Genomic DNA, 26505 nt, shown 5'->3' on the forward strand with positions numbered 1-26505 from the left:
CTATCTCCTATGCATCGATGGAAATTGAGCCCTGCGCGCGAGAGACGCACAGGATCATGTGGTCATCGCGTTCGTAGTCGGTCAGAACATTGTCTCGGTGCTCGACCTGGCCGTCCAGTAGCCGCACCTTGCACGTTCCGCAGAAACCTTGTTGGCAGGAGTAGGCCTGTCCTGGCTTGGTCCGCCGAATCGCCGTCAGAGCGGACTCGTCGGACTTGACTTGTACCTCTACACCCGTGTTCGCGAGCCGGATGGTGAACGCCTCTCCACCGAGAACTGGTGGTGGGCTGAACCGTTCGTAATGCAGTGTGTCGATCTGCGGGTCCGGAATCTGTGCGCGAATGGCGTCGATCATCGGCGCCGGCCCACATGTGTAGAGCGCGGCACCGGTTGGTGCGAGGTCGATGATCTTGCCGGCGTCGGGTGTGCCGTACTCGTCGTCGGGCCAGATGTGGACGTCGTGGTCGCCCACGATCTGGCTGATCTCGTCGAGAAAGGGCATCGACGCTCGGTTTCGGCCGGTGTAGATGAGGACGTACGGGTCGCCTCGACGAGCCACATCGCGCAGCATCGGCAGAATGGGCGTGATCCCGATACCGCCGGCGACGAAGACATACCCGCGGGGAGAGTTGATGAACGGGAACGCGTTACGTGGACCCTTCAGCGTCAATTCCTGCCCGACCTCAATGGTGTGGACCTCCGCCGAACCTCCACCACCACCGCGGGTTTCGTCAATGCGGCGGACCGAGATGCGATAGGTACGTAGATCGTCGGGGTCGCTGTTGAGGCTGTACTGGCGCGTCCGGCCGGTGGGTAGGACGATGTCGACATGGGCGCCGGGATCCCAGGCCGGGAACAGTTGTTCGTCGGTGCGGGTGAACCACAGCGTCCGGACGTCGCTGGTCTCTTCGCTGACGCGCGCAACCCGAACATGTAGATCACGGTCGACGGTGGCCACCGGCGAACGGCCACGGGCCGAACGCTGGGCGGCTTTGGTCCACCATTTCCCGGTCACCGTCTCGAAGAATCGGAAGACGAACGCGTCCGGGATATCGGTTCCCGGCGTGTAGCGAACGGGCTGATCGCCCCTTCCGCGTCGATTCGGTTGGTGTGTAATTGCTCTCATGATGTCTGGGCGTCCGCAAGAGCATCTGCACGCATGGCCGCGGGCGACTTCGCCAGATAGGCGACGGCCTGCGATGTCGAGCCCTCATGGGACGGATGATAGGTCGGCAGGAAATACTTCCAGGATGCCTTCGCGAAGGTACCCAGGCCGGGAACGATGTGACGGACCTCGGCCCACATCAGTTTGACGATGCTGGCACGGGGTCGCTTCGCGGAGGCCGGGATCGTGGGATCGTTCGCCGTCATGAACTTGACGCCGCGCCACCACAGAGAGAACAGCAGGATTCCGCCCACCGCATAGGTGCGGACCCGGCGCCAGTACCGGCCGTCGATGTGCTTGTAGACGTCGTACGCGACGGTGCGATGTTCGACTTCCTCGGCTCCATGCCATCGGAGCAAGTCCAGCATCGTCTCGTTCGATTTGAGCTCGTCGAGCTTGGGGGAGTTGAGGCTCCAATTGCCCAGTACTGCAGTGAGATGCTCGACCCCGGCGACCAATGCGGCACGCTCGATCAGCCATTCTTCCCTGGCCTGGCCCTCGAGGTCACGATCCCCGAGCACCTTGCGGAACATGTCCTCGATTTCCGCGACGTACGGCCTGACATCGAGACCGTTGGCGTTGAAATAGTCCTGCACCCCCTGATGGGAGGCGGCGTGGACGCCTTCCTGCCCGATGAACCCAACGATGTCCTCATGTAGCTGGTCGTCCTGAATCATCGGCAGAATCTCGCTGAACACCTTCACGAACCAGCGCTCACCCTCGGGGAGTAAGAGATGAAGGACGTTGATGTAGTGCGAGGAGAAGCGCTCACCCGGAATCCACTCGAATGGCAAACCGGCCCAATCGAATTTCACGTTGCGGGCGTGCAGTGCGACCTTGCTGGGATCGCCGTGGCGCTGCGATGTCATGGCCATCTCGAATCTCCGTTCTGGTGCTTCACACCGGTGCTGATGAACTCGGTGACGAGGGCTGTGATCAGGGTGGGGTTCTGCTCCACCACCCAGTGGTTGCCTGGGATTTCGCGTATACGCAGGCCGTCCACGAACGGTTTTGGTGCTTCGAGTCCGAGGGGAACGGTGACGTGCGCGTCATCGGTCGGGGCGAGAACCTGCACCGGACACACCGCTCGAGTGGGTCGTGGTGTGAGCAGGTGGCGAAAATTGGCGCGGTACAACTCGATTCCGTTGATCGCGTCGCGCCGGGACCGACGTCCGGACGGGACCTGACGGTCGGTCGGCACGCCGACGTTCTCGGATCGGGAGATCAACTTCTCGACGACACCTCGCCGTACCAGCATTTCGGGGAGGAACGGCAGTTGGAACGCAAAGATGTACCAGGAGTCGGCGAGTTGACGGAGGAAATCGCGTGGATGACGGTGCCCACGGCGCAACCAGGCGCCCGCCATGTCCAGGCTCGGGCCGGAGATGGACGTGAACGACATGAGTCTATCGGCGAATGCTGGATCAGTTGCAGCGGACCAGCTTTGGATCGATCCCCAGTCGTGGGCGATCAGATGGACAGGTGCGTCGGGGCTCGTCAGGGCGATGATGGTCGCGAGATCGTCGCGCAGTTGGGACATCGCATACCCGTCCCGCTTGGCGGGTTGGCCTGATGATCCGGTACCGCGCACGTCGTATGTGACGACGTGGAAGTCGGCGGCCGCCAGAGCGATTGCCGGTTCCCAGACCGAGTGGTCGTCGGGAAACCCATGGACGAATAGTGCCGTGGGCCGGTCGGTGTCGCCGTACTCGTAAATCGCGAGCTTGACGCCGTCGGTGGCGTCGGCGAACTGCGTTGGCTCACCTGGCTGAGTGGCATTGTTGGCGATGAGTGCGGGGGTCCCGTGCATGGTCGGTTCGTTGGTCACTGGATGGCTTCTTTCACTTGTTCGATGGCGTCGTCCGCAAAACCGGCGGCATGTGAAGCGCCCGACGTGAAGCGAAGCTCGGGGTCGTCGATCGGGTCCTTGCCGAGGACGATCCGGTCGCGGTTGAAGTCCTGGGGAGCCTGCCACGGTCCGTGGGCGCCCTGCTTGGGGAACAGGTGCATCGCCCGGTTGATGTAGCCCGCGTCGAATTCGATGAATCGCTTGACCTGCATCGAACTGTCGGAGACGACGGGTACGACGCTGGAGTAACCGTTCTCGCTCATGTGGTCGAGAAGTCGGCAGAACCACTGTGCGACGAGGTCTGCCTTGAGAGTCCATGAGTGGTTGACGTACCCGACGGTGAACGCGAAGTTCGGGAGATCACTGACCATTACGGTCTTGTAGATCACGTGGTCGGGTAGGTCGATGGGCCGGCCGTCGACCGCGAATGCGATCTTTCCGAAGGGCACCATCTTCAGCCCTGTAGCGGTGACGATGATGTCGGCGTCGAGCCGCGTACCTGATTCGAGTTCGATCGCGGATTCGGTGAACCGCACGATCTTGTCGGTGACCACCGCGGCGCGACCCTTCGCGATTGCTTTGAACAGGTCACCGTCGGGGACCATGCACATGCGCTGGTCCCACGGGTCGTATTCCGGATGGAAGTGGGTATCGACGTCGAAGCCCTCGGGGAGCGCGGCAACCGTCATCTTACGGACGAGTACCCGAGCCTGTCGTGGGAATTTCCGGCTGCCCTTGTAGACGAGATTTCCTTTGCGAATGCTGATCTCGCGAGAGATCGAGTAGGCAGTCTTCTCGGGGAGGATCCGTCGGAGTGTGTTCGCGATCGGATCCTTGCGCGGGATGGGGATCACGTACGACGGGGACCGCTGCAGCATTGTGACGTGCTCGGCGTTCTCTGCGATCGACGGCAGAAGTGTGACCGCGGTGGCGCCACTTCCGATGACCACGACTTTCTTGCCCGAGTAATCCAGGTCTTCGGGCCAATGCTGCGGGTGGATGATCTGGCCCCCGAAGTCTTCACGGCCCGCGAACTCCGGCGTGAAACCCTCAGCGGCGTCGTAATAGCCGGCGGCGGAGAACAACATCGACGCGGTCACGTCGACTCGGACTCCGTCGATGGCACGCTCGAGTGTGACCACCCAACGCTGCTCGGGTGTCGAGAAGTCCGCCTGGACAACCTTGAAGCCGAGATGGATGTGGCGTTGTAGACCGTTTTCGCTGACGGTTTCCTGGAGGTAGTCGAGGATTTCGTGGGCGTCGGCGATCGAGTTGTCGCGACGCCACGGCTTGAAGCCGAATCCATATGCCTGCAAATCGGAATCAGAGCGAATCCCGGGGTAGCGGAACAGATCCCACGTGCCGCCGATTGATTCGCGCGCATCGACGATTGCGAAGGTTCGGGCGGGCTGTGAATGCTTGAGGGTGTATCCCATCCCGATCCCGGCCAGGCCGGCGCCGACGACGAGGACGTCGACGTGATCGAATGCGACGCCTGAATCAGGCGCAGGGGCTGTAGGCATGTCAACTCCCGTAGTTGAGCTTCTGTGTGACGTTGCCTACAAGCGTCGCAAGAGGGCGGCGTTATAACTTGTCTTCAGGCGACATAGATTTGCCATTTGACGACAGCGGCTCGTTCCACGGTGCGGCGGAAGGGTCAGTTCGGCGTGCCAACCTAGAGGATCGGATCCTCCGGGCGACTGCCGCGTCGCCGTTTGAGCAGGGCTCGCGGCGACTCGCCGTACCAGCGGCGGCAGGCACGGGTGAAGCTGCTCTGCTCGGCATAGCCCAGGGCCGAGGCGATCTGCGAGGCCTGCAAGCCGGTTGCGGCGAGCTCCCAGGCGCTCGCCCGTCGAACCTCGTCGAGAATTTTCTCGAAGGTGGTGTCTTCGGACGCCAGTTCGCGTTGCAGCGTGCGCTCGTGCAGCGACACCGCTCGGGCCACCTGGTTGAGGCCGGCCTCGCCGACCAGGAGTAAACGCCGCGTGACGTCGCGGACATGCTCGGCCAGTGCTACGCCGGAATGGACCCGGGCCAGGTATTCCTGGGCAAGTGTGAGTGCGGCTTCGTCGCGATCCGCGATGGCACGGGTGAGATGTGCCGGCGACAGGTGAATGGTGTTCTGGCTCTGCCCGAACTCGGCCGGGCAAGCAAACACATCGAAGTAGGACTCCAGTGGTGCGAGCCGTTCATGCTGGAACGTGACCTTTATCGGCCCCACTCTGTCGCCGATCATGACGTTGATGGCGTTCATGGCCAGTGCCTGGTTCTTCTCCACCATCTGGCGCCGGTCGAAGTCGTTGTGGAGGATCGTCGAGTACGAGTAGATCGCCGATCCCGGCGACGTGGTCAGCCGCGCGGTGTCGGCGGGCGCAAGGTTTCCGACGAAACGGCAGAAGTTCGTGATCGCTTCGCCCACCGTCTCGGCATTGCGCAAGATGACGCTCAGCGGTCCCAGCGATGCGATGCTCTGCATGCCACCGAGTCGCAACCCGAAGTCGAGACAATCGAATTCGCGCGCTGCGTGACCAAGTACCGCAGCCGCGTCTTCGTAGCGGACATACCGGTCGAAGTCGCCGACCGCGAGCGGATCGATGCCCCGCGACCGGAGAAGCCTGTCGGCATCCCCGCCGAGTTCGGTGATGAGCTCATCTGCCCGGGAGATCAGCGAACCTCGCGTCAAGACAGCCATGAATGACAGTGTGGGGGGCAGTGTCGTACAAAGACAAGTTCGGTCTGGGTGGTACCCAACTGCCGCTGAACGGTGTTGCACGCTCGTGCTACAACGATCATGTCTCGGCGACGCTGATCGAGCCCTTGAGATCTTCGTTGCACCAGAGGTATTCATCAGGAGGAACATTCATGCCGACGTTTGCCGAGGTCATCAATCCGTTCGATGCGGGGGCAAATTTTGTTGTCCCGGAGTCGTGGACCCAGGGCCGCACGGCGTTCGGAGGCCTCACCGCGGCCTTGGCTGTCGAGGCGGCCCGACAGGCTCACGGCCCGGACCTTCCCCCGCTGCGATCGGCGCAGTTCGCGTTCACCGCGCCGGCTGTCGATTCGGTCCAAATGGCCACTCGCATGGTGCGACAAGGTCGTTCGACCACAAGCATCACGGTGGAATGTACAAGCCAATCTGAGGTCGCATCACTGGCCACGTTGGTGTTCGCACGTCCACGTGCGAGCATTGTCGATCACTCGTCCATTACTCAGCCCGATGTTCCCGGACCCGATGAGTGCCCGCCGTTCGCGGAGGCTTCATCGTTGCGGCCGACGTTTGTCGAAAACTTTGATATCAGGCGCGCCGGAGGAACCACACCCCTGTCGAGGGCCGATCGGCCCGAGTTCATTGCCTGGGCCCGCCATCTGGACGCGACCGACGTCGACCCGCATGTTGCGGTGGTGGCGCTTGCGGACTGCCTCGCTCCCGCGGTCACCACCTCGTTCGTGGAGTGGGCGCCCATCAGCACCATGACCTGGACCCTGCACTTCTGTAGCGACATCGTCGCCGACCCGTCGGGATGGTTCCTCATCAGATCATCGAGTGACTACGCAGCGAACGGCTATTCGTACCAGACGATGGCGGTCTATGACGCGGACAAAACCCTCGTCCTGACCGCGACGCAAACGGTCGCGCTCTACGCCAGACGCCCGGCGCCTCCGGAGAGTTTCTCCGCTTAAGCTGGGGGTCGATGTCGGGAACTTCTCGGCGTCGAAGGAGGGGGGCCGGGTATGGCTGAAGTGAAGACAGTGTCGCGGCGCCCGCGCGCGGATGGTGAGAGGAATCGCGCCCATATCCTGGCGGTCGCGGAGGAGGTGTTCTCGGAGGAGGGGATTTCGGGCTCGATCAACGAGATCGCCAAGCGTGCCGGTGTCGGTGCGGGCACCCTGTATCGACACTTTCCGTCTCGGGATGCGTTGCTTGCTGAGTTGCTTCGCAGTCGTGACGAAGAGCTGGCGGCTCGTCGGGACGCTATCGAGGCTGATGAGTCGGATTCCGCCTCAGCTCTTCAAGAATGGCTCGATGCGGTAGCCCAATGGTCTTCGGCGTTCGAGGGCCTGCCGAATCCGTTGCGCGAGGCGCTGACTCAAGAGACGTCGCCTTTGGCGCTCACCTGTGAAGGGTTTGTCACCACCACTGAGCACTTCCTTGACGCGGCCCAACGGGATGGGGCGGCGCGCGGCGGGGTGCGGGGTCGCGAGTTGTTCCTCGCAGTGCTCGCGATGTCATGGGTCAGTGGTGCCGCCATGGCGGACGAGACGTCGTCGGAGGCGTTGCGGGCGTTGATGCGATCGGGCTGGGCCCGATCTGCAGACACGCGGCAGTAAGCGCGTAGGCGAGGTGTGATTCGACCTGAGCTTGCTAAGCGGAGAACCTATCCGTAACGTCGAGCGCAGCGGAGAGCCTCTCCGGATAGCGAGGTTTGATCGATGGATAAGCCGCAGATGCTGCTGGCCATGCAGTTGGTAGGCGGATACGGCAGCGAACCGGGTGCCTGGCGGTTGCCCGATGTGAACTTGGACAGCCACACCGACATGGACGCCTACGTCCGCTTCGCGCGAAGCGCAGAGCGCGGCAAGATCCAGTTGCTGTTTTTCGCCGATACGCCGGCCTTGGACATCGATCTTGCGCGGCAACCTTTGAATTACGTGCTCGATCCGATTGTGGTGATGACGGCGATAGCGCGGGAGACTTCACGGATCGGATTGGTGGCGACAAGCTCGACGACGTTCACGGAACCGTTCAACCTCGCCAGGCAATACAAGGCGCTCGACGTGATCAGTCGCGGCCGCGTCGGTTGGAATGCGGTGACTACCTCGAGTCCTCAGGCGGCGGCCAACTTCGGTGCCGCTATTCCTCCGCGGCAACAGAAATACGAGCGGGCCCACGAGGTGATTCAGATCGTCGAGTCTTTGTGGGGCAGTTGGCAGAAGGACGCGTTCATCGGTGATGTCGAACGCGGCGTTTACGCCGACCCCGACAAGGTGAGTCCAGTGAATCTGCGGGGCAAGTACGTGGCTGCGCGGGGCCCTCTGGCCATTCCGCCGTCCGAGCAGGGGCAGCCGGTGATCTTTCAGGCCGGTGGTGGGCGGGAGGGGATCGAGTTGGCCGGCATGTACGCGGACGGTGTGTACGCCAACCCTTACACCATCGAGAGTGGGCGTGCGCAACGGCAAGCGCTGCGTGCGTCCGCGGTCGCGGCCGGCCGTGAGGCGGACGATGTGAAGATGTTTGCCGGGTTCATGCCGACCGTCGCCGATTCGAAGGAGGATGCACTGGCGCGGCGTCGTCGTCTGGATGAGTCGATCGATCTCGAACAGCGCGTCGGATACCTGGGAGCAATGTTGGGACTTCGGTTGAGCTACAACGATATTGATCGCCCGGTCTCCGGTGCCATGCTCGCTCGTGCCGTGGCCGACCCTGGCGATCCGCGATCGGAACGGGCGCTCGAGGTAGTCCGAGAAGGCTGGTCGCTGCGAGATGTCATAGCGCACGGCGTGATCGACTATCACCCTGTTGTCGCCGGAACGCCCGAGGATATCGCCGATCACATGCAGGAATGGTTTGAAGCCGGTGCGTGCGATGGCTTCTCGATCGCCGTGGACGGTCTTCACGACGGCGTGAACGCGTTTGTTGATCGGGTTGTGCCGATCCTGCAGGAACGCGGGATCTTTCACTTTGACTACGACGGTCCGACCTTGCGAGACAACCTCAAGGCCGCACCACGCTACGGGCGCGATGCGCGCGTATCGCACTGACCTCCAAGAGAACAGGGCACACATCATGACAACACTGGGAATCATCGGTAGCGGAAACATCGGCACTGCAGTCGCACGGTTGGCGGTCGCCGCCGATATCAACGTAGTGATCGCCAATTCGCGAGGGCCCGAGAGCCTTACAGGTTTGGTCGAGGAGCTGGGACCCCGCGCTGCAGCGGGCACCATCGAGGAAGCCGCGAACGCGGGGGAGGCCGTGCTGCTCAGTATCCCGGCCCACGCCTACAGTGCGTTGCCCAAGGGGTTGTTGAGCGGGAAGACGGTACTCGACACCGGAAACTACTATCCGTCTCGGGACGGCCGCATTGCCGACCTCGACTCGGGAACGGTCAACCAGTATCAGTGGAACCAGCAGCATCTGCCTGATGCATTTCTGGTGAAGGCGTTCAACAACATTCTTGCCCACCACATTCCGCAGCTGGCGCGTCCGTCCGGTGCTTCGGACCGCAGCGCCCTGCCCATTGCCGGAGCTGATTCTGATGCGGTCGCTCTCGCCGCTGGTCTGATCGACCGCCTGGGTTTTGACACCCTCGATGTCGGATCCGTTTCGCAGACGTGGCGTTTTGAGCCGGAAGCGGCCGGTTACACACAGGTCTATCTTGCCGATCCGAATGTGCCGGTCGAAGAGTTCATGACCGCTCCGGCCGCGCCGGTATCGAAGGAGAAGCTCCGCGCGGCACTCGACGCCGCCACACCCGTGGACGTCGCCAACCGCACATTTTAGAAAGATGTAGGAGGTACGAGCCGGTGTCAGCGGCGGATTACGTACCGCTGCCGCCGATGATCACTGAAGGTTTGCCATCCGGATACACCTCGACACGAGGCGTCACTTCACCGATCGCGCCGTCCCACGCCCTGAGCGATTTCGTTGAGGCGGCGACGGGCGCTGTCGGGAGCCAGTGGTTCGGTATTGAGCCCGGCACCTGTGCGCATACCGGATAACACCTCCTCGAGTGCGTCCCGCGCGGTGAATCGTGTGTTCCAATCGAGTTCGCCGCGAGCGCGGTCGCAGTTCATCAGAGGTATACGCAACACGGTGTCGAACAAGCCTGGCGAAGCTGGCACAAGATGGGCATGCCATCCGGCCCAGATCCCGGCACGAAGCACACTCGCAGGGACCGGGACTACCCGGGCGCCGAGCATATCGGCGAGAAAGCGTCCATCGACGACCTCGTCGGTACATACGTTGAATGCACCGCTGACCGGTCGGACAACGGCTTCGGCAAATGCCTCTGCGACGTCGGAGCTATGGAGTACTTGAAACGCCAGGCCCGGTGTCTGCGGCACCGCGGGTATCAACGAATCTCGGATCAATCGCCGGGGCACGAAGGGTCCCAAGAACAGGCGTCGCTGCGACGTCGATGACTCGCGTTTGAAGATGAAGCCCGGTCTCATCCGGACGAGCCGCAGCTGCGGGGTGCGGTGCTCGAAATCGTCGAGCCAACGCTCAAGGTAGGCCTTCTCCCGCGGATAGGCGGCTCCCGGCCAACCATGGGTGGGCCAGCTTTCGTCGACGGTGGTGTCTTTCGGACCTGGCGAATACGCCGCGACCGACGACGAGTAGACCACTGCGGGCACCTTCTCGTTCGCGGCCGCTTGGAACACTCGCATCGCTCCGAGGACGTTGTTCTCCCACGTCACCACCGGGTCGTGGGACGGTTGGAAAATCCAGGACAGGTGGACGACGACGTCAGCGCCCCGGACAATTCCTCGAAAATCGTCGACGGCGGTGTCTGCGACGATGAACTCGGTTTTCGGAAAGGCCAGGGTGGTTCGTCGACGAGCGACGCCGCGAATTGCCGCGACCTCGGGGCGTTTGCCGAGTGCCGCGATGACACTGGTTCCCACATTGCCCGTCGCGCCGGTGACGACCACAGTCAGCCCGTGCTTGCTCATTGTCACCGGATACCCACATGCGGCCGTCTTGACACCGGCAACTGCGTTCGCACGGACTCGATGCTCGTGGGGCCACTCCGCAGATCGCGGCGGAGCCCAAACGCCTGGCTGCAATGGATGCAGACGTCCGAAATAAATAGACGTGTCGTTTGTCAACCGGGGGAGTCGGGTAGTCGTCCGGCATGGACGCAAGCGGACCAGCCAGAAAGATCGCGCAACAGGCGGTGGCAACCGCGAGCCGGGTCGCCGCAAAAGCAGGCGGCGGCCGGGATCCGGACAGCCTGTCGACGCCCGTCAGCCTCACCATTGCCGCTTCCGAAGCGCTGGTCAGGGCGGTGTGGCAGGACCCGGAGAAAATCTCTCGAATTCTCGGTGACGTGGCTTCGGTCAAGGCGACGAACGACATCGTCATCTGGACCTTCGACGTCGACGGAGCGTCGACAGAAGTGAAGACCGCTGTCGCCGAGACCGAACACGAGCTTGTGTTCGAGCGAACCGAGGATCAGGATGTGCCACCGTTGGCACAGGTCCGTACGGCCGCCGCACCAGGCGATCTCGGGACTGTCGTCTCGCTGCAGCTGTCTCTTCCAATACCGGGATTCGTTTCTCGCACCGCAGCTTTCGCCATTCTGTACCGCGCCAGAGCGCTGATCCAGACTGGCGAGATACCCGCTTTGGCACCGCTTCCGGCCGCCCGTCCCGCCACCTCCGGAAAGGACCTGTGATGAAGGCACTGTGTTGGATGGGCGTCAACGAGTTGAGCGTCGAAACCGTCGCCGATCCCACCATCGTGAATCCCCACGACGCAATCATCGAGGTGGGTTTGACTACGACCTGCGGGTCGGATCTCCACTTCTTGTCCGGTTACATTCCTGGTATGCGTGAAGGCGATGTCATCGGCCATGAGTTCATGGGCCGCGTCGTCGAAACCGGTCCCGAGGTGTCGCGGACGCGCGTGGGCACCCGGGTTGTGGTCCCTTCGTTCATCGGCTGTGGGCAGTGTCGGTACTGCGAAGACGACCTGTACTCCCTGTGTGACACCACAAATCCCAACGCGGAACTACAAAGGCCGCTACTGGGCTACCCAACGGGCGGAATCTACGGCTACACACACCCTTTCGGTGGATACCAGGGGTCGCACGCCCAGTACATCCGTGTACCGTTCGCAGACACCAACTGCTTTACAATACCCGACGGCGTCACCGACGAGCAGTCGTTGTTCGTCTCCGACGCTCTGCCCACCGGGTACATGGGAGCCGACTTCTGCGATCTGACCGGCGGCGAGACCGTCGCTGTGTGGGGTGCAGGCGGCGTCGGCTTGATGGCGGCAGCCAGTGCACGAGTGCTCGGCGCCGAGCGGGTCATCGTGATCGACCAGATCGCGGAGAGACTGCAACTGGCACAGGATGTGGTCGGAGCCGAAACCCTGGATTTCTCTTCGACGGACAGCGTCGTGGACGCGGTGCGTGAGATGACCGGTGGACGGGGGCCGGACGCCGTCATCGAGGCGGTGGGCATGGAAGGCGTGACCGACGGAGCCAAACACTTCTACGACAAGGCCAAACAGGCACTTCGCCTGGAAACCGACCGTGCGGCCGCGCTGCGGGAAGCCATCATCGCGTGCGGGAAAGGGGGTACCGTCGCGATGCTCGGCGTATACGGAGTCACCGACAAATTCCCCACGGGTGCGCTCATGAACAAAGGTCTCACCTTGCGCACAGCGCAGCAGCACGGACAGCGTTATGTACCGGCTTTGTTGGCTCTGATCGAGTCCGGGCGCCTCGACACCAGCTACCTGATCACACACGAGATGCCGCTCATCGACGCGGCCCGAGGATACGACCTGTTCAAGAACAAATCTGACGGATGTGTGCGGGCTGTTTTTCGTCCGTGAGGTGGCCTTCCGAAGGCTCGCTCTCGCGCTACTCCGAATTAGCCGAGCACCGGGGCCTCGCTGGCGTCAGAACGCCTGCTCGATCCACGCGTCGCCCGAGACCGGCTTGCCCTGGAACGTGCCCACCGGGTCGGCGGTGCCCTCGTAGATGGGTGCGCTGCCCACGTTGAACTCCTGGTCTTGGAGTCGCGTCGTGACGGTGATGTCTGCATCGAAGGAGGGGATCTCGACGCGGAACTGCTGGGCGTAGCCGTTCCCGCTGTCCGGGCTCGTCCACAGCTCGCCGACCGGCGTGACCTTGCTCGCGACGTAATAGATGTTGCCGTCCGCATCCTGCAGGGTCGCGTAGGCATCGACCGAGACGTCGATCTGCGGTTTGTAGCCTTCGGCGATGATGCCTGCGTTCGAGATCGTGTAGCCATTGTCGAGTTGCATGTCTTGCAGTAGCCAGCGAACGCGGGTGTCGGACGTCTTGCCGCCGAAATAGCCGTACTCGTGGTCCATCCAGGTGGTGCCCTCGACCGCGAACTCCTCGCCGTCGACGGTGATCGTGCCCGATGCCGCGAGCCTGGTGTAGGAGAGGTAGTAGTTGTCTTTGGTGATGTCCTGTGTCGTGGCACTGGGCTCAATCCCTGTGCCCCAGACGTAAAACGGACGCCCCTGCTGAGAGAAGGTGAGATCGAATTCGACCTCGTCGAGTGTCTTATCGTCGACGAGCAGCGCCTGCACAGCGATGTTCCTGCTCGGGTCTGCCTGAGGTGCAGTCATCGATACGTAGTTGCGGACGGCGACCGCGGTGGCACCCTGGCCGTCGCCGCCGGTGAGAGTCACGGTAGGCGTGGTCGTGTAGCCGGTGCCCGGCTGCAGCAGGGCGACCTGGCCGACGCCGCCGTCGGCATCTAGGATGGCGATGCCCGAGGCGCCGGATCCGTCGCCCTCGATCTTCACGTCGGGGGCCTTCGTGTATCCGGATCCCGCGTCCGGCACGCTGAAACCGCCGACCGCCCAGCCGGGATCACCGAGCTTCGCGTACCAGTCCTTGTTCGGATCGCCCTCTGCCCAGGTCGCGACGTCGAAGGCTCCGAAGGGGGTCGGCCCGTACACCTGCGTGCGCTGGTAGTGGCGCTCGTTCTTGATGTCGCTGAGGGAGACCTGAGTCATCGCGAATTGCTGACCGGTAAAGGATGCGGCGTTGATCTCGAAGCCGAACGTCCGGTCGCCGGCGCGGAGCGTGCCGATGTGCCACCACCATTCGGTGGGGGCACTTTCGTGGCGGTACATGTCCTTGGGCACGCTCAGGACGGCGTTCTCCTCGGGTACCGGGTCGGGTTTGGTCGTGCCGGTCCATATCGGGTTGGCCGGGACGGGAACGCTCGGCGCGGGGACTGCGCCCGAAACGTTCGATGCGGTGACTGCTCCCGAATCATTCGGCGCGGCAACTTCTTCCGCGCCTCCGCACGCGGTCAGCGCCGCCGTGAGCGCCGCGACGACGCCGAGCGCAGCTGCGCGGGCTTTCACGGAAGTTTGTGTCATTTGGCTGTTGCTCTCTGCGATACGGGCATTCTGCTGAAGTCCATGCGATACCCGAAGTCTCCAAAATGATTGGTGGGCAATTCGTTTCAGTCTTGAGCGTTGTTGAACCGTGGCTGAACCGAGGATGGCGCGGCACGACCCTAGCGAAGACTGAATTCGAGTTGCCGGCCACCATCACGACAGTAAAGTTGTTGTTTCCCAGGCGGTGCCGGTGTAGGAATGCACCGTGCGTCCGCACCGCGCGGTCCGTACTCCACCGCGAATGCACCCCATGGTGCCCCTTCGATAGTGCGCACGGTGTATTTGATATCCGCGGAGCCGGGGCACGGCGGGGTGGTGTCCGGCACCGCTGATACTCGCAGGGACGAATAGCTGCGCAGCCGATAAGCCGAGGGGTCCTCGATGCTGACGCAGTTGTAGGTGCCCTCGATCGTTATGTGCACTGTCTCACGACCCAGGTCGTTGAAACTGATCCAAACCGGTTGGTATTCACCTTCGCCCGGAGGGCCAACGCCCGACGATCCGGTGTCGAGCGACTTGATGATGTCGGCGATCGGCGACGCCGCTGCCATTCCTGCCGTAGCGGTGGCGCTGACCCCGATGGCCACGATCAATGCGGACGCGCCGCGCATCAGCGTGCGAACTGACATGAAATGCTCCCTCAACTCCTGAAGTACCGAACATCGGCGCTTTCGCGACCGACGTTATGGAACGACTGCATAGAAATTGCAACAACGGGTCTGTCCGCGGTCTATGCGCCTCAGGAGGGTTCTCGGCCTGAGCAGGTCTTAGCTGTTCGGAAAACCGTCGAAGTGATCGCAGGCAGATTGTTGGATCGCTGATTGCGCGGATATGCAAAAAAGTTGCACCGCAGAAGTTTCCGCGCTTTTCAAGCGGCCGTCTTTGGCGCCGATTTGGTTTTGTTATGCAAACATAGTTCTCATGCCCGCGTCGGACCGTGTGACCATTCAACTGATCGGAGAGATCTCAGTTCGATGTGGTGACCGCGTGGTTGATCCCCAAATTATCGGAGGTCCGCGCTGTTCTGAGGTACTCGCGTACTTGACGGTCAATAGGCAACGTGACATTCCGCTCGACGAAATCGGGTCGATCCTGTGGCCGAATATCCGGCCACAGTCGTGGAACTCAACGGTGCGCACGGTGATCTCGAAAGTGCGTGCAACTCTGGAAGCGGCGAATGTGCCAGGCGACTGTATGCGATCGCGTCGTGGTCATATCCAGTTTGTGCTTCCAGAATCGGTCCGAGTTGATCTGGAGTCCATCCGGACCGTGTGCCACAGCGACGATGAGGCCAACTGGGTGCGGGCGGACCGCGCGCAGGCTGCGCATCGGCTCCTTGCCGGCCCGGTGCTGCGTGGTGTCGCGGGGGACTGGGCGGATGCGGTCAGAACCGAGTGTGAGCAACTTCGTCTGCAGGCTTTGGATATCGACGGCCAGAGCTCGTACGAACTCGACGCATTGGATCGCTCGGTGTCGTGTGCGGAGTTGGTGATCAATCTTGATCCGTTACGAGAGCGTGCGTACCGGCTCGCGATGCGTGGCTACCTCCGGCTCGGTGATCGAGGACAAGCCCTGGATGTGGCAGCACGGTGCCGGGATAACCTGTCGCGTGATCTGGGCGTCGATCCCTCGCCGGAGACCGAACAACTGTTTCTCGAAGCGTTGAGGACCGAGAATGCTTCTGTCGCAACTGCGCCTGGCGGGTCATTCGACGGTCCTGACAGTGGGGGTAGCCCCAAAGTTCTGGTGAGCCTCGACCGCGAACTCGACATCATCGCCTCCGCGTGGGAGAAGGCTGCCGGTGGCGTGGGCCAGTGCATAGTTGTCACCGGCGATGCCGGCCTGGGCAAGACCACCCTCATTTCCGAAGCGATCGATCGCGCACAAGCCTTGCACTACGACGTTCTGTTCGGTCGGTGCAGCGAGGACGCGATCATTGCATTCGAGCCGTTCGTGGAAGCTGCCGGTCGCGAACTCGACGCGATGGGAGTTGCGCAGGCGCGGCAGTGGCTGAGTGAGAATGGCTCTGACATTTTGCGGTTGATTCCGCACGTGGCACGCAGATTCGATGATCTCGCTCCGAGGGCATCTGCAGGCGATGATCGGTCGCAGATGGTGACCGCGGTCCACCAGTGGCTCACTGCTCCGTCACGATCAGTTCCAACGCTCCTTTTCATCGATGATCTGCATTGGGCGTCGAGTGCAACGCATTCGCTCCTTCGCTATCTGCTGCAGGTGTGTTCGACTCAGCCCGTGTGCTTTGTACTCGCAGCCCGCACACATGCTCTGGATGATCCAGATCTCAATACGACGCTCAACACCGCCACCCGGTTGGGTGAGGTGCACCGGATCTCGTTGAGCGAGTTCACCGTCGACGACGTTCGTGAGATGGCATCGACCCTGGGGTCAACCCTGGATCCGGCGGAATTGCACGCGCGTACGAATGGGCACCCATTGTTCGTGACTTCGCTGCTTGCCGCCGGTCCGGCAAACAACAGCTCAACGCTACCGACGTCGGTGGTCGAATTCGTGCGTCGCGCCGAACATGGTCTCGGCTCTGCCGCACAAGATCTGCTGCGGCTGTGCGTGGTGATCGGCATGTCGGCGCCTCGATCGGTCGTGCGCCTGGCGGCGGACACCATTGTCGATGATGCCGAGTTCTCAGAAGCCCTCGACGAACTCCTTCGCACACGCCTCGCGACCCTCGTCGAGTCCAGGCAACACGCACCGGCCAGTAGTCGGGGAATGTACTTGTCCGCCACCACTGATGACACTGTTGCGCTGCGACACCCATTGGTTCAGGAAGTGGTGTACTCGGACATCTCGCCGGGAAAGCGCGCAATGCTGCATTCGCGCGTCGGACATGCATTGGCTCAACGTGGGATTCACACCGACCCGGAAGACTACGCGCGTGTGTCCTACCACCTGAGCCGCGGACTGACCACTGACCGACATCGCGCAGCTGTCTTCGCGCGGCAGGCCGGCGACCAGGCTTTCGCTCTCGGTGCCTATGAAGATGCGCTGGCGCACTACACCTACGCCGCGGAACAAGTCCCGGACGGTGAGGACAGCGACCGTCATTGTCGGATGCTGATCGGGATGGGACGCGCCCGCCGCGCGCTCCGTGATCCAGGTGCCCGGGCGGCCGCGTTGGCAGCGGTGGCGATGGCCCGCCGCCTGGGTGACCGTGCGCTCCAGGTCGATGCGGTGCTGGCCAGTGGGCGACGGGGGATCGAGTTCGTGCAGCGCTATGAGGTCGACAACGAGCGCGTGGACGTCATCGATGCCATCTGCACGGATATGACCCAGACCGGCCAAGATTCGTCCGCCGACTTCGCAACTCTGTTGTCCCAGCTGGTTATCGAGCATGCGTGGGACGACAGCCGATCTGACCGCGACCGAATGCTCGAGCAGGCGGCCGGCATCGCCCGCCGGCTCGGAGATGGTCCGCTGCTCGCCAACGTATGTGTTGCCGCGCTCATCGGACTGCGGATTCCGCACAGCCACACCATGACCACTGCAGCTCTACGCGAGTTGAACAGCTTTGTCGATTCACACGCCGGTGCGTTGCCTGATGTGACCACCGTGGTGTGGTTGTCGCGGGCCCGGCTCGAAGAGGGCGATCTGATCGGCGCCCGATCTGCTCTCGATACGATCACCGACGCACACATCGATGGTGATCCCGAACTGGAGTGGCTGGTCAAATACGGCCGACTCGGCGTAGATCTGGCTGCCGGTCGTCTGGACCGGGCGCAGGAGCAACTGATGCAGATTCGCGCGATTCCGCCGTCACCGGTTGATACCGGCTATTACGGCAGGCTGCTTCCGGCGTTGACCGCCCTGGGGACACTCCGCGGGAGTCTGCAGGAAGTCGTGGACCAATCCGCCCTGATGCGTGCTCATTTCGATACGAACCACACGTTGCGGCCGGCGTTGGCCGTTGCCCTACTCGACATCGGTGAGCGCGATGGCGCAGCCGACCTCCTGGAGTGGTACACCCCAGAGCGTATCGCCGGCATTCCGGTCGACCCCATGTGGCTGTCCACGGTGACCCTCATCGCCAGGGCCGCAGCCGACCTGTCCGCGGCGGAGTTGTGTGAACAGCTCTATCAGCGTCTCGTGGATCATGCCGACTGCACGGTGCTGACATGGGCCAGCCTCTATGGCGTGGTGCACCACCACCTCGCCCATCTGGCCCTGGGTTTCGGTGATCTCCCTCGGGCCGGTTACCACGTCACTGATGCACAACAGGCCCATGCTGACCGTGGATTCAGTGGATGGGAAACCGAATCGAACTATCTCGGACTACGAATCGATGCCGCCCAAGGTGCTCTCGACCAGGCGCAGGCGGCGCGGGTTCGCGCGCAGGCAGCACAGATCGGCGCCACCGCGGTCGTTCGCCGGATCGACGCTCTACTCTCCGGTCAACCATGACGGTGTCCGATGGCAATGCCGCAGGGCAATTGCAAAATATACGCACTTTGTAGCTGTACTGAATCCGGTGTGCGGAGATCCAGGCCCGCGCGAGACCCGAAATGGACGTAGATATGACCTGCTCGATGCTGTGGTCGGTTGCAAGTGTCTCGTGAACGTGTGATCGGCCGACTTCGGAAGTCAGGCGTTGGTGTGGCGCTCAGTGCCGTGGCGTTGACACTGATGGTGAGTGGATGCACCGATTCCGGGTCCGGAAGCCGCGACGGGTTGAAACCTGTTCCGACCCGGACCACACCGGCCGCGACATCGTTGGCCCCCGCCACCGACCCTGGTGGGGCGCTGGCGGTCAACGACTTCACCGTCTTGCCGAACTTTGTGTGTCTGAAGGATGTACCGGCCCGAGTGGTTGTGACGGTCGGCTGGAGTGCGCCGTCGGCGACGGAGGTGACGATGTCTCTCGATGGCCAGATACTGCCGGTCGGGATTCAGGACAACCTGCCATATCAAGTTCCGGCGGGCGGACCGACCGGCATCGGAGCAGCAGTTGTCTTCGCCTGCGACGGAACGACTTCGCACACCATCGATATCGAGTGGACAGCGCCGGGAATCCTACCGGCCTCTCGTACCGTCACCGTCACCAAGGAGTCCAACGATGGCTGATGCCACGTCCCAGGCCGGCTCGGTCAGCCGACGCCGGTTTCTCACCGGCAGCGCCGCACTGATCGGTCTGCCACTACTCGGGGCCCCGTTGCTGTCCGCGTGCGCATCGGGCAACGCCGCCTCGGACGGCGCGACCTGGTTCGAGCCGAATGTCCGAGCGAGTGAGAACGGTACGCTGAGGACTCAACTGCGCGTTCGGGATTCCGATGTCGCCTTGGGCGGTGGGAAGGTCCAGGCGGTCACGTATGAGGGCACCTATCCGGGACCGACACTGGATGTGCGTCCAGGCGATCGCATCGAGGTCTCCTTGATCAATGAGATCGGCGAACCGACCAATCTGCACACCCATGGGTGGCATGTCTCGCCGAAACAGCCGAGCGACGATGTCTTGCTGGCCGTGGAGCCGGGCGAGACCTTCGACTATGCCTATGATCTCCCGTCGGACCACTCGGCCGGAACGTTCTGGTATCACTCGCATCAGCACACGCTCAGTGACACACAGGTTTTCGGGGGCTTGTTCGGCGCCCTGATCGTGCGTGGCGAGCTCGACGAACTTCCGGGTGTTGCGGGTAGACCCGAGCGGCTCCTCGTGCTGAGTCAGACCGAAATCGCCGACGGTCAGATGGTTCCGGGTGACAAGAGCTCGAACAACCTGCAGCAGACGTTGGTCAACGGCACGTTCCAGCCGACCACCGAGATCGCGCCGGGAGAAGTGCAGCGTTGGCGAATCATCAATGCGAGTTCTTTGTTCCTGCGACTGCAGCTCGACGGACATCCCATGCACGTGATCGCCATCGATGGCGACGCACTGACCTCCGTCGAGACACGCGACGTCATCGAGGTGGTCCCAGGGGGACGAGCAGATGTGCTCATCGGGGGAGCCGACGAGGGAACATACCAACTGCAGTCCCTGAGCTGGGAAGAGTTCGGCCCCTTCTATTCATCGATGGTCCCGGCCCCGATGCCGTTGCTCACGTTGGTGTCGCTGGGTGACCGGCAGAGTCCCGAACCCGTTCCCACTGCACTGCTGCCCTTCGACGACCTTCGCGACGCCGTCATCGATCGCAGACGCGAATTCGTCTTCGAAGAGATGGAGCCGCGTGGTACCGGCGACATCGAGCACTTCATGTATTTCATCAACGGCACCACGTTCGATCACCACGTTGTCAACGAGACCATGACACTTGGTGACACCGAAGAGTGGCATTTCATCAATCGGACCTACGAACCTCACCCGATTCATATACACGTCAACGACTTTCAAGTCGTTGCGATCAATGACGAGCCCGTCGACCAGCAGCACTACCGGGACACCGCGATGCTCCCGCCGTTCGGTAGCCTGACCATCCGGCACCGTTTCGAGGACTTCACCGGCCAGTTCGTCATGCACTGCCACATCCTGTTCCACGAGGACCACGGCATGATGCAACTACTCGAGGTGGTCGATCGATAGTCGTCTCATCGAGGTGACCGGGCAAACTGAAGAACAGGGCTTTGATCGGCCGGTTCTGCTTTGTCGAGGTCCAGGCCGCCGAAATAGTGCGCAAGGAAAAATGCCGTCGCAACCCCACCGGCGACAACGGCGATCTCATCCCGGGCGGTCCTGGGACGCCGGCGTACTAGCGCGCTGCCGACAGCGAAGTTGATCGCGCCCCATCCGACATTCTCGATGGGGGAGGACAGCCCGACTCCCGGCGGCTTCGCGAACGGGGTGGGAAACCTCTGGCCGGTTATTCCTTTGACCGTGTGGGGGACAGTGTTGACGAGCAGGGCGCCCGCGATGAATCCCGAGATCGTCCCGGTCGTAGTGCGAGCAAACGTCACGTGTTGTCTCCCTTGATGAGTTGGTGAGTCCGAGGCTACTGGAGCAACCGGACATCTGTTTTCTCCACGCGCAGAACGGATATCGGCCAGTCGTCGCGATGGACCAGTGGCATGACATATGCGCGCGGCAGTTCTTGTTCGAGACCGCTGGTCGACCAGCGGTTGGACAACGCTCGCATCGGCTCAGAGCGAGCTGGACACGTTTCGATGTTCGGTTTGCGGTTCGCCTGCAACCGGCGAACAGATCGGCGATCGTGGAGTGACCGCATGGTGGACGATCTCAGCTGCAAAGGAGATAGGTAATGGCTACGTTGAACGCGCCGGTAGTGGTGGCAGTCGATGGCTCTGAGCACGCGCAAAACGCGCTGATGTGGGCCGCCGCCGCCGCAATACGCGAAGATCGGACGTTACTGGTCGTCACGGCGGTCGGCACCATCGTGGCCGGCTACGCGCCGGGCGTGGTGATGACCCAAGACATAATCGACACTCTCCACGACGACGCCCGCCGCATCGTGGACGCCGCTGTCGGGACGGTCAAAGCAGCCAATCCCGACGTCGCAGTCGGGGGACAGGTGTTCGACGGTAAACCCGCGCTGGTGCTGCGCGAGATCTCCAGCTCAGCGCACTTGCTGGTCGTCGGTAGTCGCGGGATCGGCGGAGTCACCGGCCTGCTGCTCGGGTCTGTCAGCACCGACGTGTCCGCTCACGCCGACTGCCCCGTCGTCGTGGTCCCCCAGCGACCTCCCACAGCCGGCCCGGTGGTGGTCGGTGTCGATGGCTCTCCCAACTCGCAGGCAGCATTGACCCACGCCTTCATCCAAGCCGACGAGCTGAATACCTCGCTGATCGTGGTGCGTGCCGATCCAGGATTCTCCCGTGGCGGGGACGACGGACATCCTGAAGTCAGTCAGCAGGTCCACGACGAAGCCGCGGAACGCCTCGGCGTACTGATGGCCGGCCACCGCGAGGACCATCCCGATGTTGCGGTCGAAACGCGCATCGCTGCCCAGGCCCCCGCGCCGTACCTCGTCGACACAGCCCGTGGCGCTCAACTCATCGTGGTGGGCAGCCGCGGCCGCGGTGGGTTCCGTGGACTGCTCCTCGGCTCGGTCAGTCAGGCCATTCTCCACACCGCACCCTGCCCGGTGATGGTCGTGCACGCACCCACCAGGTAGTCCCTGCGGCACAGGCGCAGACGACCGGCGCGCGAGCGCCGTATATGGTTGCCGAGGCCGCCCATGCGGCCACGATCAGCGAGGGAACCCGGTGTGAATCCGGGACTGACGCGCAACGGTAACGACCTCGAATGGGGTCGGAGTCCGGTTACTCACTGATCGGTTCAGAAGTTCCTCGGCTCCGCGACTGGGCCCTGATGTAGGAGTTACCGTTTCATGCGCACATCTCGGCGGCACATCGGTGCCACCACCCTGACGATCACCTCGATCCTGCTCCTGTCGGCGTGTTCGTCGACGGCCGATGAACCGGTGTCGGAGATGGGTTCAGGCGGGTCTGCCTTTCCGCTGACCATCGAGAACTGCGGTCATACCGTCACCATCGACGCACCACCACAGCGCGCGGTGTCGCTCAACCAGGGGTCCACCGAGATCCTGCTCTCGCTCGGGCTCGCAGATCGGATGGTCGGCACCGCCACCTGGACCGACCCGGTCCGCGAGAACCTCGCCACCGACAACGCCCGCGTGCCGCGCCTGGCCGAGAACAAACCCTCCTTCGAAGTGGTCCTCGATACCGAACCCGACTTCGTCTCAGCATCTTTCGGTGGGACACTCGGACCCGGTGGCGTCGCCGACCGAGATCAGTTCGATCAGCTCGGTGTGCCCAACTATCTCTCGCCGACGGACTGTGACGGCAAGACCGGCGCGAGCGTCAACGCCGACGGCGCCCGCACCGACCCCCTGCGCATCGACACCGTCTACAAGGAAATCCGCGACCTCGCAGCCATTTTCGACGTCCGAGACCGCGGTGAGGCGTTCGTCGCCGAACTGCAGCAACGGTTCGAAACTGCCACGGGATCGGTGGATGCCGCGGGTGTGTCGTTGGCGTACTGGTTCGCCGACACCAAGACCCCCTATATGGCCGGCTGCTGTGGCTCGTCGGGCATCATCACCAATTCTGTTGGCGCCGAGAACATTTTCGCCGACACCACCAACGAATGGCCTCAGGTCAGCTGGGAGAGCATCCTGGACCGGGACCCCACCGCCCTCGTGCTCGCCGACCTCAGCAGGCGCAGCATCGACGGCGACGCCCTCGACAGCAAGATCGCGTTTCTCGAATCGAACCCGGTTACCCAGCGGCTCACCGCCGTTCGCGACAGGCGGTACATCGTGGTCAACGGCGCCGACCTGAACCCGTCGATCCGCACCATCGACGGTGTGGAGAAGACGGCGGCCGCGCTCGAACAGTGGGGACTGGCGCGCTGACCGCGGTCAGCACCCACCGCGAAGTCCGACCGGCACGGACCGATTCCCGCCCACTGCTCGGGATCCTCCTGCTGGTCGGCCTCGTGGTGCTGGCCCTGTCCGTCGCGATCGTCATCACCATCGGCCCCGCCAGCGTTTCCGTAGGTGACGTTTACGCGGTGGTGCTCGATCACCTTGGCCTCGGCAGTTCGGGAGTGAGCAGGATCAAGGACGGCATCGTGTGGGAACTGCGACTCCCACGCACGCTGCTCGCGGCCGTCTGCGGTGCCGGGCTGGCGTTGTGCGGGACGATCATGCAGTCGTTGCTGCGCAATCCGCTCGCCGACCCCTTTGTTCTCGGTATCTCTTCCGGGGCGTCCACGGGCGCAGTGGTGATCGTTGTCCTCGGACTCGGCGCCGGAGCGGTGTCGCTGTCGGTGGGCGCGTTCCTCGGCGCGGTTCTCTCCTTCGCCCTTGTGATGTTGTTGGCCGTCGGCGCGGGTGGCGGAATGTCTCGGGTGGTGCTGGCCGGAGTGGCCTGCACACAACTGTTCTCGGCCCTGACGTCATTCATCGTGATCTCCTCGGCCGACGCCGAGCAGACCCGCGGTGTGCTGTTCTGGCTCCTCGGGTCGCTGTCCGGGGCCGACTGGACCAACGTCATGCTCTGTGGCACGGAGACCCTGGCCGGCCTCCTGGTGTGCCTGACGCAGTCTTCGGCGCTGGATGCCTTCACCTTCGGCAACACCGCTGCTTCGTCTCTCGGCATCTCGGTGCGCTGGGTCCGGATGCTGTTACTCGGCATCACGGCACTTGTCACCGCGACCCTGGTGAGTGCAGCCGGGGCGATCGGGTTTGTCGGTCTCGTATTGCCGCACGCTGCCCGGTTCATCGTCGGCCCACGGCACAGTCGGTTGCTGCCCACCGCTGCGGTGGTCGGCGCGATCTTCATGGTGTGGGTCGATGCGCTGGCCCGCACAGTCTTTGCGCCCCAGGAAGTTCCGGTCGGTGTCGTCACGGCCCTGATCGGTGTTCCTGCGTTCGCACTCATCCTCTTCCGGATGAGGTCGAGCCGATGACGCTGTGTGCCAAGAATATCGAATGGAGTCGAGGCGGACAGTTGGTGCTCGATGGAGTGTCCCTCGACCCCGTGAAGGGTGAGACCATCGGGTTGCTCGGCCCGAACGGCTCCGGAAAGTCGTCGCTGCTGCGGGTGCTCAGTGAAATCGCGGTCCCGGATATGGGCCGCGTTCTCCTGGACGACGTCGAGATCAGGAACCTGCGACGTCGTCAGATCGCCCGCCGGGTGGCAACGGTCGACCAGCACTCCGACACCGAGGTCGACATCACTGTCCTCGACATCGTGCGGCTCGGCCGCATTCCGCACCGTGGAATCTTCGGTGGTGACGAGTCCGCGGACGAGCGGGCTGTCGCGTTGGCGCTCGAGCGCACCGCAATGACGTCGAAGTCGAAACGTCTGTGGCACAGCCTTTCCGGCGGTGAACGGCAGCGTGCTCAGATTGCGCGGGCCCTCGCGCAGGAGCCGGACGAATTGTTGCTGGACGAGCCCACCAATCATCTCGACATCCGGCATCAGCTCGACATCCTGGCCCTGGTCGCCGAACTCCCGCTCACCAGTTACATCGCGTTGCACGATCTCAATCTGGCGGCGATGTTCTGCGATCGGGTGATCGTCCTCGACCGCGGGAGAGTCGTCGCGGTCGGTACTCCGACCGAGGTGATCACCGCTGAGCTGGTGGAGCAGGTGTACCAGGTCCGGGCGAATGTCACCGTGGACCCCGTCATCGGATACCCCGCGGTCACGTATCGACCGCAATCTACGGGCGTTCCCGCGGGCTGATCGCATCGTGTGGTGATGTCTGAGGTCTGAGCAAGGGTGCGATGCACCCATGTTCAATTGCCCGATTCGCCATATCCTCGAACCAAGTCAACTGGACGATGCAAGTTGAGGAGGAATCGGAAGGAGCTATGGGCTTGAAGAATACTCAGAACGTCTCCGTCGCAGGTGGATTCACGGATGGGAATGGCATGAACAACGCTTCGGCGGCAGACCTTGACGTCGTCGGAATGTGGGTTACGGCAGACGGATACATACGTCAGGAATTGTTACCGAACGGGCGCTACGACGAGGCGCGAGGCAACACTTCCAGCGCTTACACCGGTACGTATACCGTGTCCGGCGCGCACCTGGACTATCGCGACGACACCGGGTTCACCGCGACCGGGGATATTCGCGATGGGGTGTTGTACCACGAGCACTTGGTGCTCTACCGCGAGGAACAGGCTTCATGAATCTGTCCGGTCATGTCCGGGGCGATCGCTCCGGCCTGTCTCTGGTCCCCTGGTCGAGTCCTCAGGGCCGGTGGTCGCCTGATGCTCGGTCGGAAATGGTCCGTTGGACGGCATCGATGTGGTCTTCCCGGCGCTGAACTTCGTGCTCGTGCTCCTCGGGTGTCAGCACTCGCGCGTCCGGCCCCGGTACGACCAACGCTTCGACATCGTTGTGTGTCCAGCGGACAACGTAGGGCGGTTCACCCGTCGATGAATGCACTTCCGTGATCAGTCCGAACAGATCGGGGTCGTCGAGTACGGTGCCCTTGACCACCAACCAGTCACCCGTTTTTGCGTGCATGTCACTGTCCTTTCCCCGGGCGAGGAGCCTTACAGCGGCCACGTCGCCGCCAGTGGACGATCGTTTGCCGTCCAATACCGTTATCCCACCGTTCGGTGCGGCTCGGTAGGGCAAGTGGTCACAACCCTGTTGACACGGACGCGTTTCCAGGGACGGCGAGCACGGTGACAGCGACCGGGCACCGTGCGGACGGCCGTGGTCGGGGCCACACCGGTCCATCAGGAACTGCGCGTGGACGCGACGATCGACAGGATCGAAGGCCGGAAAACGTTCGTCACCGGAACCCTCTCCCACGGCGCCGTGGTGTGTGCGGTGGCTGACGCGCTCTTCGTCCAGCCGCTGCCCGTTCGGTCGTAGACGAGGTCAGCGCGACAGCGCGCT

The 26505-nt window shown here is 62.9% G+C and carries 25 protein-coding genes; 15 read left to right on the forward strand and 10 right to left on the reverse strand.

Annotated elements, in window-relative coordinates:
* Positions 1-7 precede the first annotated feature (7 nt).
* The 5 genes from AC56PL_RS21075 to AC56PL_RS21095 all read right to left on the reverse strand — a co-directional run bounded on the left by AC56PL_RS21075 (position 8) and on the right by AC56PL_RS21095 (position 5706).
* The gene (locus AC56PL_RS21075; protein WP_497155060.1) at positions 8-1126 is read right to left on the reverse strand and encodes a PDR/VanB family oxidoreductase; all 1119 of its coding nucleotides are present in this window, start codon (positions 1124-1126) and stop codon (positions 8-10) included.
* On the reverse strand, positions 1123-2040 hold the full coding sequence (locus tag AC56PL_RS21080; protein WP_495518143.1) for a metal-dependent hydrolase: 918 nt from the start codon (positions 2038-2040) through the stop codon (positions 1123-1125). Before AC56PL_RS21080 ends, AC56PL_RS21075 begins: the two co-directional genes overlap by 4 nt.
* Positions 2031-2993, reverse strand: a complete 963-nt coding sequence (locus tag AC56PL_RS21085; protein ID WP_497155061.1) for an alpha/beta fold hydrolase — start codon at positions 2991-2993, stop codon at positions 2031-2033. Before AC56PL_RS21085 ends, AC56PL_RS21080 begins: the two co-directional genes overlap by 10 nt.
* Positions 2990-4537: a flavin-containing monooxygenase gene (locus AC56PL_RS21090; RefSeq protein WP_497155062.1), complete on the reverse strand. Its 1548-nt coding sequence runs from the start codon at positions 4535-4537 to the stop codon at positions 2990-2992. Before AC56PL_RS21090 ends, AC56PL_RS21085 begins: the two co-directional genes overlap by 4 nt.
* Positions 4538-4689: 152 nt before the next feature.
* Entirely contained in the window at positions 4690-5706 is a 1017-nt protein-coding gene (locus AC56PL_RS21095) for an AraC family transcriptional regulator (protein WP_497155063.1), read from the reverse strand.
* Between the two features lie 170 nt (positions 5707-5876).
* On the opposite strand from AC56PL_RS21095, the gene AC56PL_RS21100 reads away from it, so the two are divergent.
* From AC56PL_RS21100 to AC56PL_RS21115, 4 genes are all read left to right on the forward strand, one after another.
* A complete protein-coding gene (locus AC56PL_RS21100; protein WP_497155064.1) occupies positions 5877-6695 on the forward strand; it encodes a thioesterase family protein in 819 nt (272 codons plus the stop codon).
* A 51-nt stretch (positions 6696-6746) separates the two neighbouring features.
* Positions 6747-7343: a TetR family transcriptional regulator gene (locus tag AC56PL_RS21105; RefSeq protein WP_495518138.1), complete on the forward strand. Its 597-nt coding sequence runs from the start codon at positions 6747-6749 to the stop codon at positions 7341-7343.
* Between the two features lie 102 nt (positions 7344-7445).
* Positions 7446-8774 (forward strand): NtaA/DmoA family FMN-dependent monooxygenase, encoded by a 1329-nt coding sequence (locus AC56PL_RS21110; protein WP_497155065.1) that lies wholly within the window; start codon positions 7446-7448, stop codon positions 8772-8774.
* 25 nt (positions 8775-8799) lie between these two features.
* A complete protein-coding gene (locus tag AC56PL_RS21115; protein WP_497155066.1) occupies positions 8800-9516 on the forward strand; it encodes an NADPH-dependent F420 reductase in 717 nt (238 codons plus the stop codon).
* A gap of 107 nt (positions 9517-9623) precedes the next feature.
* Here AC56PL_RS21115 and AC56PL_RS21120 read toward each other — a convergent pair whose 3' ends face one another.
* Positions 9624-10688 (reverse strand): NAD-dependent epimerase/dehydratase family protein, encoded by a 1065-nt coding sequence (locus tag AC56PL_RS21120; RefSeq protein ID WP_497155067.1) that lies wholly within the window; start codon positions 10686-10688, stop codon positions 9624-9626.
* A 182-nt stretch (positions 10689-10870) separates the two neighbouring features.
* Here AC56PL_RS21120 and AC56PL_RS21125 point away from each other — a divergent pair, with 182 nt between their 5' ends.
* On the forward strand, positions 10871-11413 hold the full coding sequence (locus AC56PL_RS21125; RefSeq protein WP_497155068.1) for a hypothetical protein: 543 nt from the start codon (positions 10871-10873) through the stop codon (positions 11411-11413).
* Entirely contained in the window at positions 11413-12582 is a 1170-nt protein-coding gene (locus AC56PL_RS21130; RefSeq protein WP_497155069.1) for a zinc-dependent alcohol dehydrogenase, read from the forward strand. The genes AC56PL_RS21125 and AC56PL_RS21130 overlap by 1 nt, the downstream gene beginning before the upstream one ends.
* 66 nt (positions 12583-12648) lie before the next feature.
* Here the strand turns inward: AC56PL_RS21130 and AC56PL_RS21135 are convergent, their stop codons facing one another.
* Both AC56PL_RS21135 and AC56PL_RS21140 read right to left on the reverse strand, forming a co-directional pair.
* Entirely contained in the window at positions 12649-14115 is a 1467-nt protein-coding gene (locus tag AC56PL_RS21135) for a lipocalin-like domain-containing protein (protein ID WP_497155070.1), read from the reverse strand.
* Between the two features lie 140 nt (positions 14116-14255).
* Positions 14256-14765: a hypothetical protein gene (locus tag AC56PL_RS21140; RefSeq protein ID WP_497155071.1), complete on the reverse strand. Its 510-nt coding sequence runs from the start codon at positions 14763-14765 to the stop codon at positions 14256-14258.
* Between the two features lie 565 nt (positions 14766-15330).
* Between AC56PL_RS21140 and AC56PL_RS21145 the strand changes: the two genes are divergently transcribed.
* The 3 genes from AC56PL_RS21145 to AC56PL_RS21155 all read left to right on the forward strand — a co-directional run bounded on the left by AC56PL_RS21145 (position 15331) and on the right by AC56PL_RS21155 (position 20683).
* Entirely contained in the window at positions 15331-18570 is a 3240-nt protein-coding gene (locus AC56PL_RS21145) for an ATP-binding protein (RefSeq protein WP_497155072.1), read from the forward strand.
* Between the two features lie 192 nt (positions 18571-18762).
* Positions 18763-19230, forward strand: a complete 468-nt coding sequence (locus tag AC56PL_RS21150; protein WP_495518129.1) for a hypothetical protein — start codon at positions 18763-18765, stop codon at positions 19228-19230.
* Positions 19223-20683: a multicopper oxidase family protein gene (locus tag AC56PL_RS21155; RefSeq protein WP_497155073.1), complete on the forward strand. Its 1461-nt coding sequence runs from the start codon at positions 19223-19225 to the stop codon at positions 20681-20683. Before AC56PL_RS21150 ends, AC56PL_RS21155 begins: the two co-directional genes overlap by 8 nt.
* 5 nt (positions 20684-20688) lie before the next feature.
* Here AC56PL_RS21155 and AC56PL_RS21160 read toward each other — a convergent pair whose 3' ends face one another.
* Entirely contained in the window at positions 20689-21054 is a 366-nt protein-coding gene (locus AC56PL_RS21160; protein ID WP_497155074.1) for a hypothetical protein, read from the reverse strand.
* A gap of 302 nt (positions 21055-21356) precedes the next feature.
* Between AC56PL_RS21160 and AC56PL_RS21165 the strand changes: the two genes are divergently transcribed.
* From AC56PL_RS21165 to AC56PL_RS21185, 5 genes are all read left to right on the forward strand, one after another.
* Entirely contained in the window at positions 21357-22229 is an 873-nt protein-coding gene (locus AC56PL_RS21165; protein WP_497155075.1) for a universal stress protein, read from the forward strand.
* Positions 22230-22445: 216 nt separating this feature from the next.
* Positions 22446-23492: an ABC transporter substrate-binding protein gene (locus tag AC56PL_RS21170; RefSeq protein ID WP_497155076.1), complete on the forward strand. Its 1047-nt coding sequence runs from the start codon at positions 22446-22448 to the stop codon at positions 23490-23492.
* A 53-nt stretch (positions 23493-23545) separates the two neighbouring features.
* Complete coding sequence (locus AC56PL_RS21175; protein WP_497155305.1) at positions 23546-24550, forward strand: FecCD family ABC transporter permease; 1005 nt, start codon at positions 23546-23548, stop codon at positions 24548-24550.
* Positions 24547-25332: an ABC transporter ATP-binding protein gene (locus AC56PL_RS21180; RefSeq protein ID WP_497155077.1), complete on the forward strand. Its 786-nt coding sequence runs from the start codon at positions 24547-24549 to the stop codon at positions 25330-25332. The genes AC56PL_RS21175 and AC56PL_RS21180 overlap by 4 nt, the downstream gene beginning before the upstream one ends.
* Positions 25333-25520: 188 nt before the next feature.
* A complete protein-coding gene (locus tag AC56PL_RS21185) occupies positions 25521-25784 on the forward strand; it encodes an Atu4866 domain-containing protein (RefSeq protein ID WP_495518124.1) in 264 nt (87 codons plus the stop codon).
* A gap of 61 nt (positions 25785-25845) precedes the next feature.
* Here AC56PL_RS21185 and AC56PL_RS21190 read toward each other — a convergent pair whose 3' ends face one another.
* Positions 25846-26124: a DUF1918 domain-containing protein gene (locus AC56PL_RS21190; RefSeq protein WP_495518123.1), complete on the reverse strand. Its 279-nt coding sequence runs from the start codon at positions 26122-26124 to the stop codon at positions 25846-25848.
* A gap of 195 nt (positions 26125-26319) precedes the next feature.
* Between AC56PL_RS21190 and AC56PL_RS21195 the strand changes: the two genes are divergently transcribed.
* Positions 26320-26481 (forward strand): hypothetical protein, encoded by a 162-nt coding sequence (locus AC56PL_RS21195; protein WP_497155078.1) that lies wholly within the window; start codon positions 26320-26322, stop codon positions 26479-26481.
* Positions 26482-26505 lie beyond the last annotated feature (24 nt).

The organism is Williamsia sp. Y721, from assembly GCF_059683565.1.

Excerpts from the sequence above, each read along its gene's own strand:
- AC56PL_RS21075 (WP_497155060.1), bottom strand. The coding sequence starts at position 1,126 with ATGAGAGCAATTACACACCAACCGAATCGACGCGGAAGGGGCGATCAG.
- AC56PL_RS21140 (WP_497155071.1), bottom strand. The coding sequence starts at position 14,765 with ATGTCAGTTCGCACGCTGATGCGCGGCGCGTCCGCATTGATCGTGGCC.
- AC56PL_RS21170 (WP_497155076.1), top strand. The coding sequence starts at position 22,446 with ATGCGCACATCTCGGCGGCACATCGGTGCCACCACCCTGACGATCACC.
- AC56PL_RS21135 (WP_497155070.1), bottom strand. The coding sequence starts at position 14,115 with ATGACACAAACTTCCGTGAAAGCCCGCGCAGCTGCGCTCGGCGTCGTC.
- AC56PL_RS21125 (WP_497155068.1), top strand. The coding sequence starts at position 10,871 with ATGGACGCAAGCGGACCAGCCAGAAAGATCGCGCAACAGGCGGTGGCA.
- AC56PL_RS21155 (WP_497155073.1), top strand. The coding sequence starts at position 19,223 with ATGGCTGATGCCACGTCCCAGGCCGGCTCGGTCAGCCGACGCCGGTTT.
- AC56PL_RS21080 (WP_495518143.1), bottom strand. The coding sequence starts at position 2,040 with ATGGCCATGACATCGCAGCGCCACGGCGATCCCAGCAAGGTCGCACTG.
- AC56PL_RS21180 (WP_497155077.1), top strand. The coding sequence starts at position 24,547 with ATGACGCTGTGTGCCAAGAATATCGAATGGAGTCGAGGCGGACAGTTG.
- AC56PL_RS21115 (WP_497155066.1), top strand. The coding sequence starts at position 8,800 with ATGACAACACTGGGAATCATCGGTAGCGGAAACATCGGCACTGCAGTC.
- AC56PL_RS21095 (WP_497155063.1), bottom strand. The coding sequence starts at position 5,706 with ATGGCTGTCTTGACGCGAGGTTCGCTGATCTCCCGGGCAGATGAGCTC.
- AC56PL_RS21120 (WP_497155067.1), bottom strand. The coding sequence starts at position 10,688 with ATGAGCAAGCACGGGCTGACTGTGGTCGTCACCGGCGCGACGGGCAAT.
- AC56PL_RS21100 (WP_497155064.1), top strand. The coding sequence starts at position 5,877 with ATGCCGACGTTTGCCGAGGTCATCAATCCGTTCGATGCGGGGGCAAAT.
- AC56PL_RS21190 (WP_495518123.1), bottom strand. The coding sequence starts at position 26,124 with ATGCACGCAAAAACGGGTGACTGGTTGGTGGTCAAGGGCACCGTACTC.
- AC56PL_RS21145 (WP_497155072.1), top strand. The coding sequence starts at position 15,331 with ATGCGATCGCGTCGTGGTCATATCCAGTTTGTGCTTCCAGAATCGGTC.
- AC56PL_RS21110 (WP_497155065.1), top strand. The coding sequence starts at position 7,446 with ATGGATAAGCCGCAGATGCTGCTGGCCATGCAGTTGGTAGGCGGATAC.
- AC56PL_RS21105 (WP_495518138.1), top strand. The coding sequence starts at position 6,747 with ATGGCTGAAGTGAAGACAGTGTCGCGGCGCCCGCGCGCGGATGGTGAG.
- AC56PL_RS21165 (WP_497155075.1), top strand. The coding sequence starts at position 21,357 with ATGGCTACGTTGAACGCGCCGGTAGTGGTGGCAGTCGATGGCTCTGAG.
- AC56PL_RS21185 (WP_495518124.1), top strand. The coding sequence starts at position 25,521 with ATGAACAACGCTTCGGCGGCAGACCTTGACGTCGTCGGAATGTGGGTT.
- AC56PL_RS21090 (WP_497155062.1), bottom strand. The coding sequence starts at position 4,537 with ATGCCTACAGCCCCTGCGCCTGATTCAGGCGTCGCATTCGATCACGTC.
- AC56PL_RS21130 (WP_497155069.1), top strand. The coding sequence starts at position 11,413 with ATGAAGGCACTGTGTTGGATGGGCGTCAACGAGTTGAGCGTCGAAACC.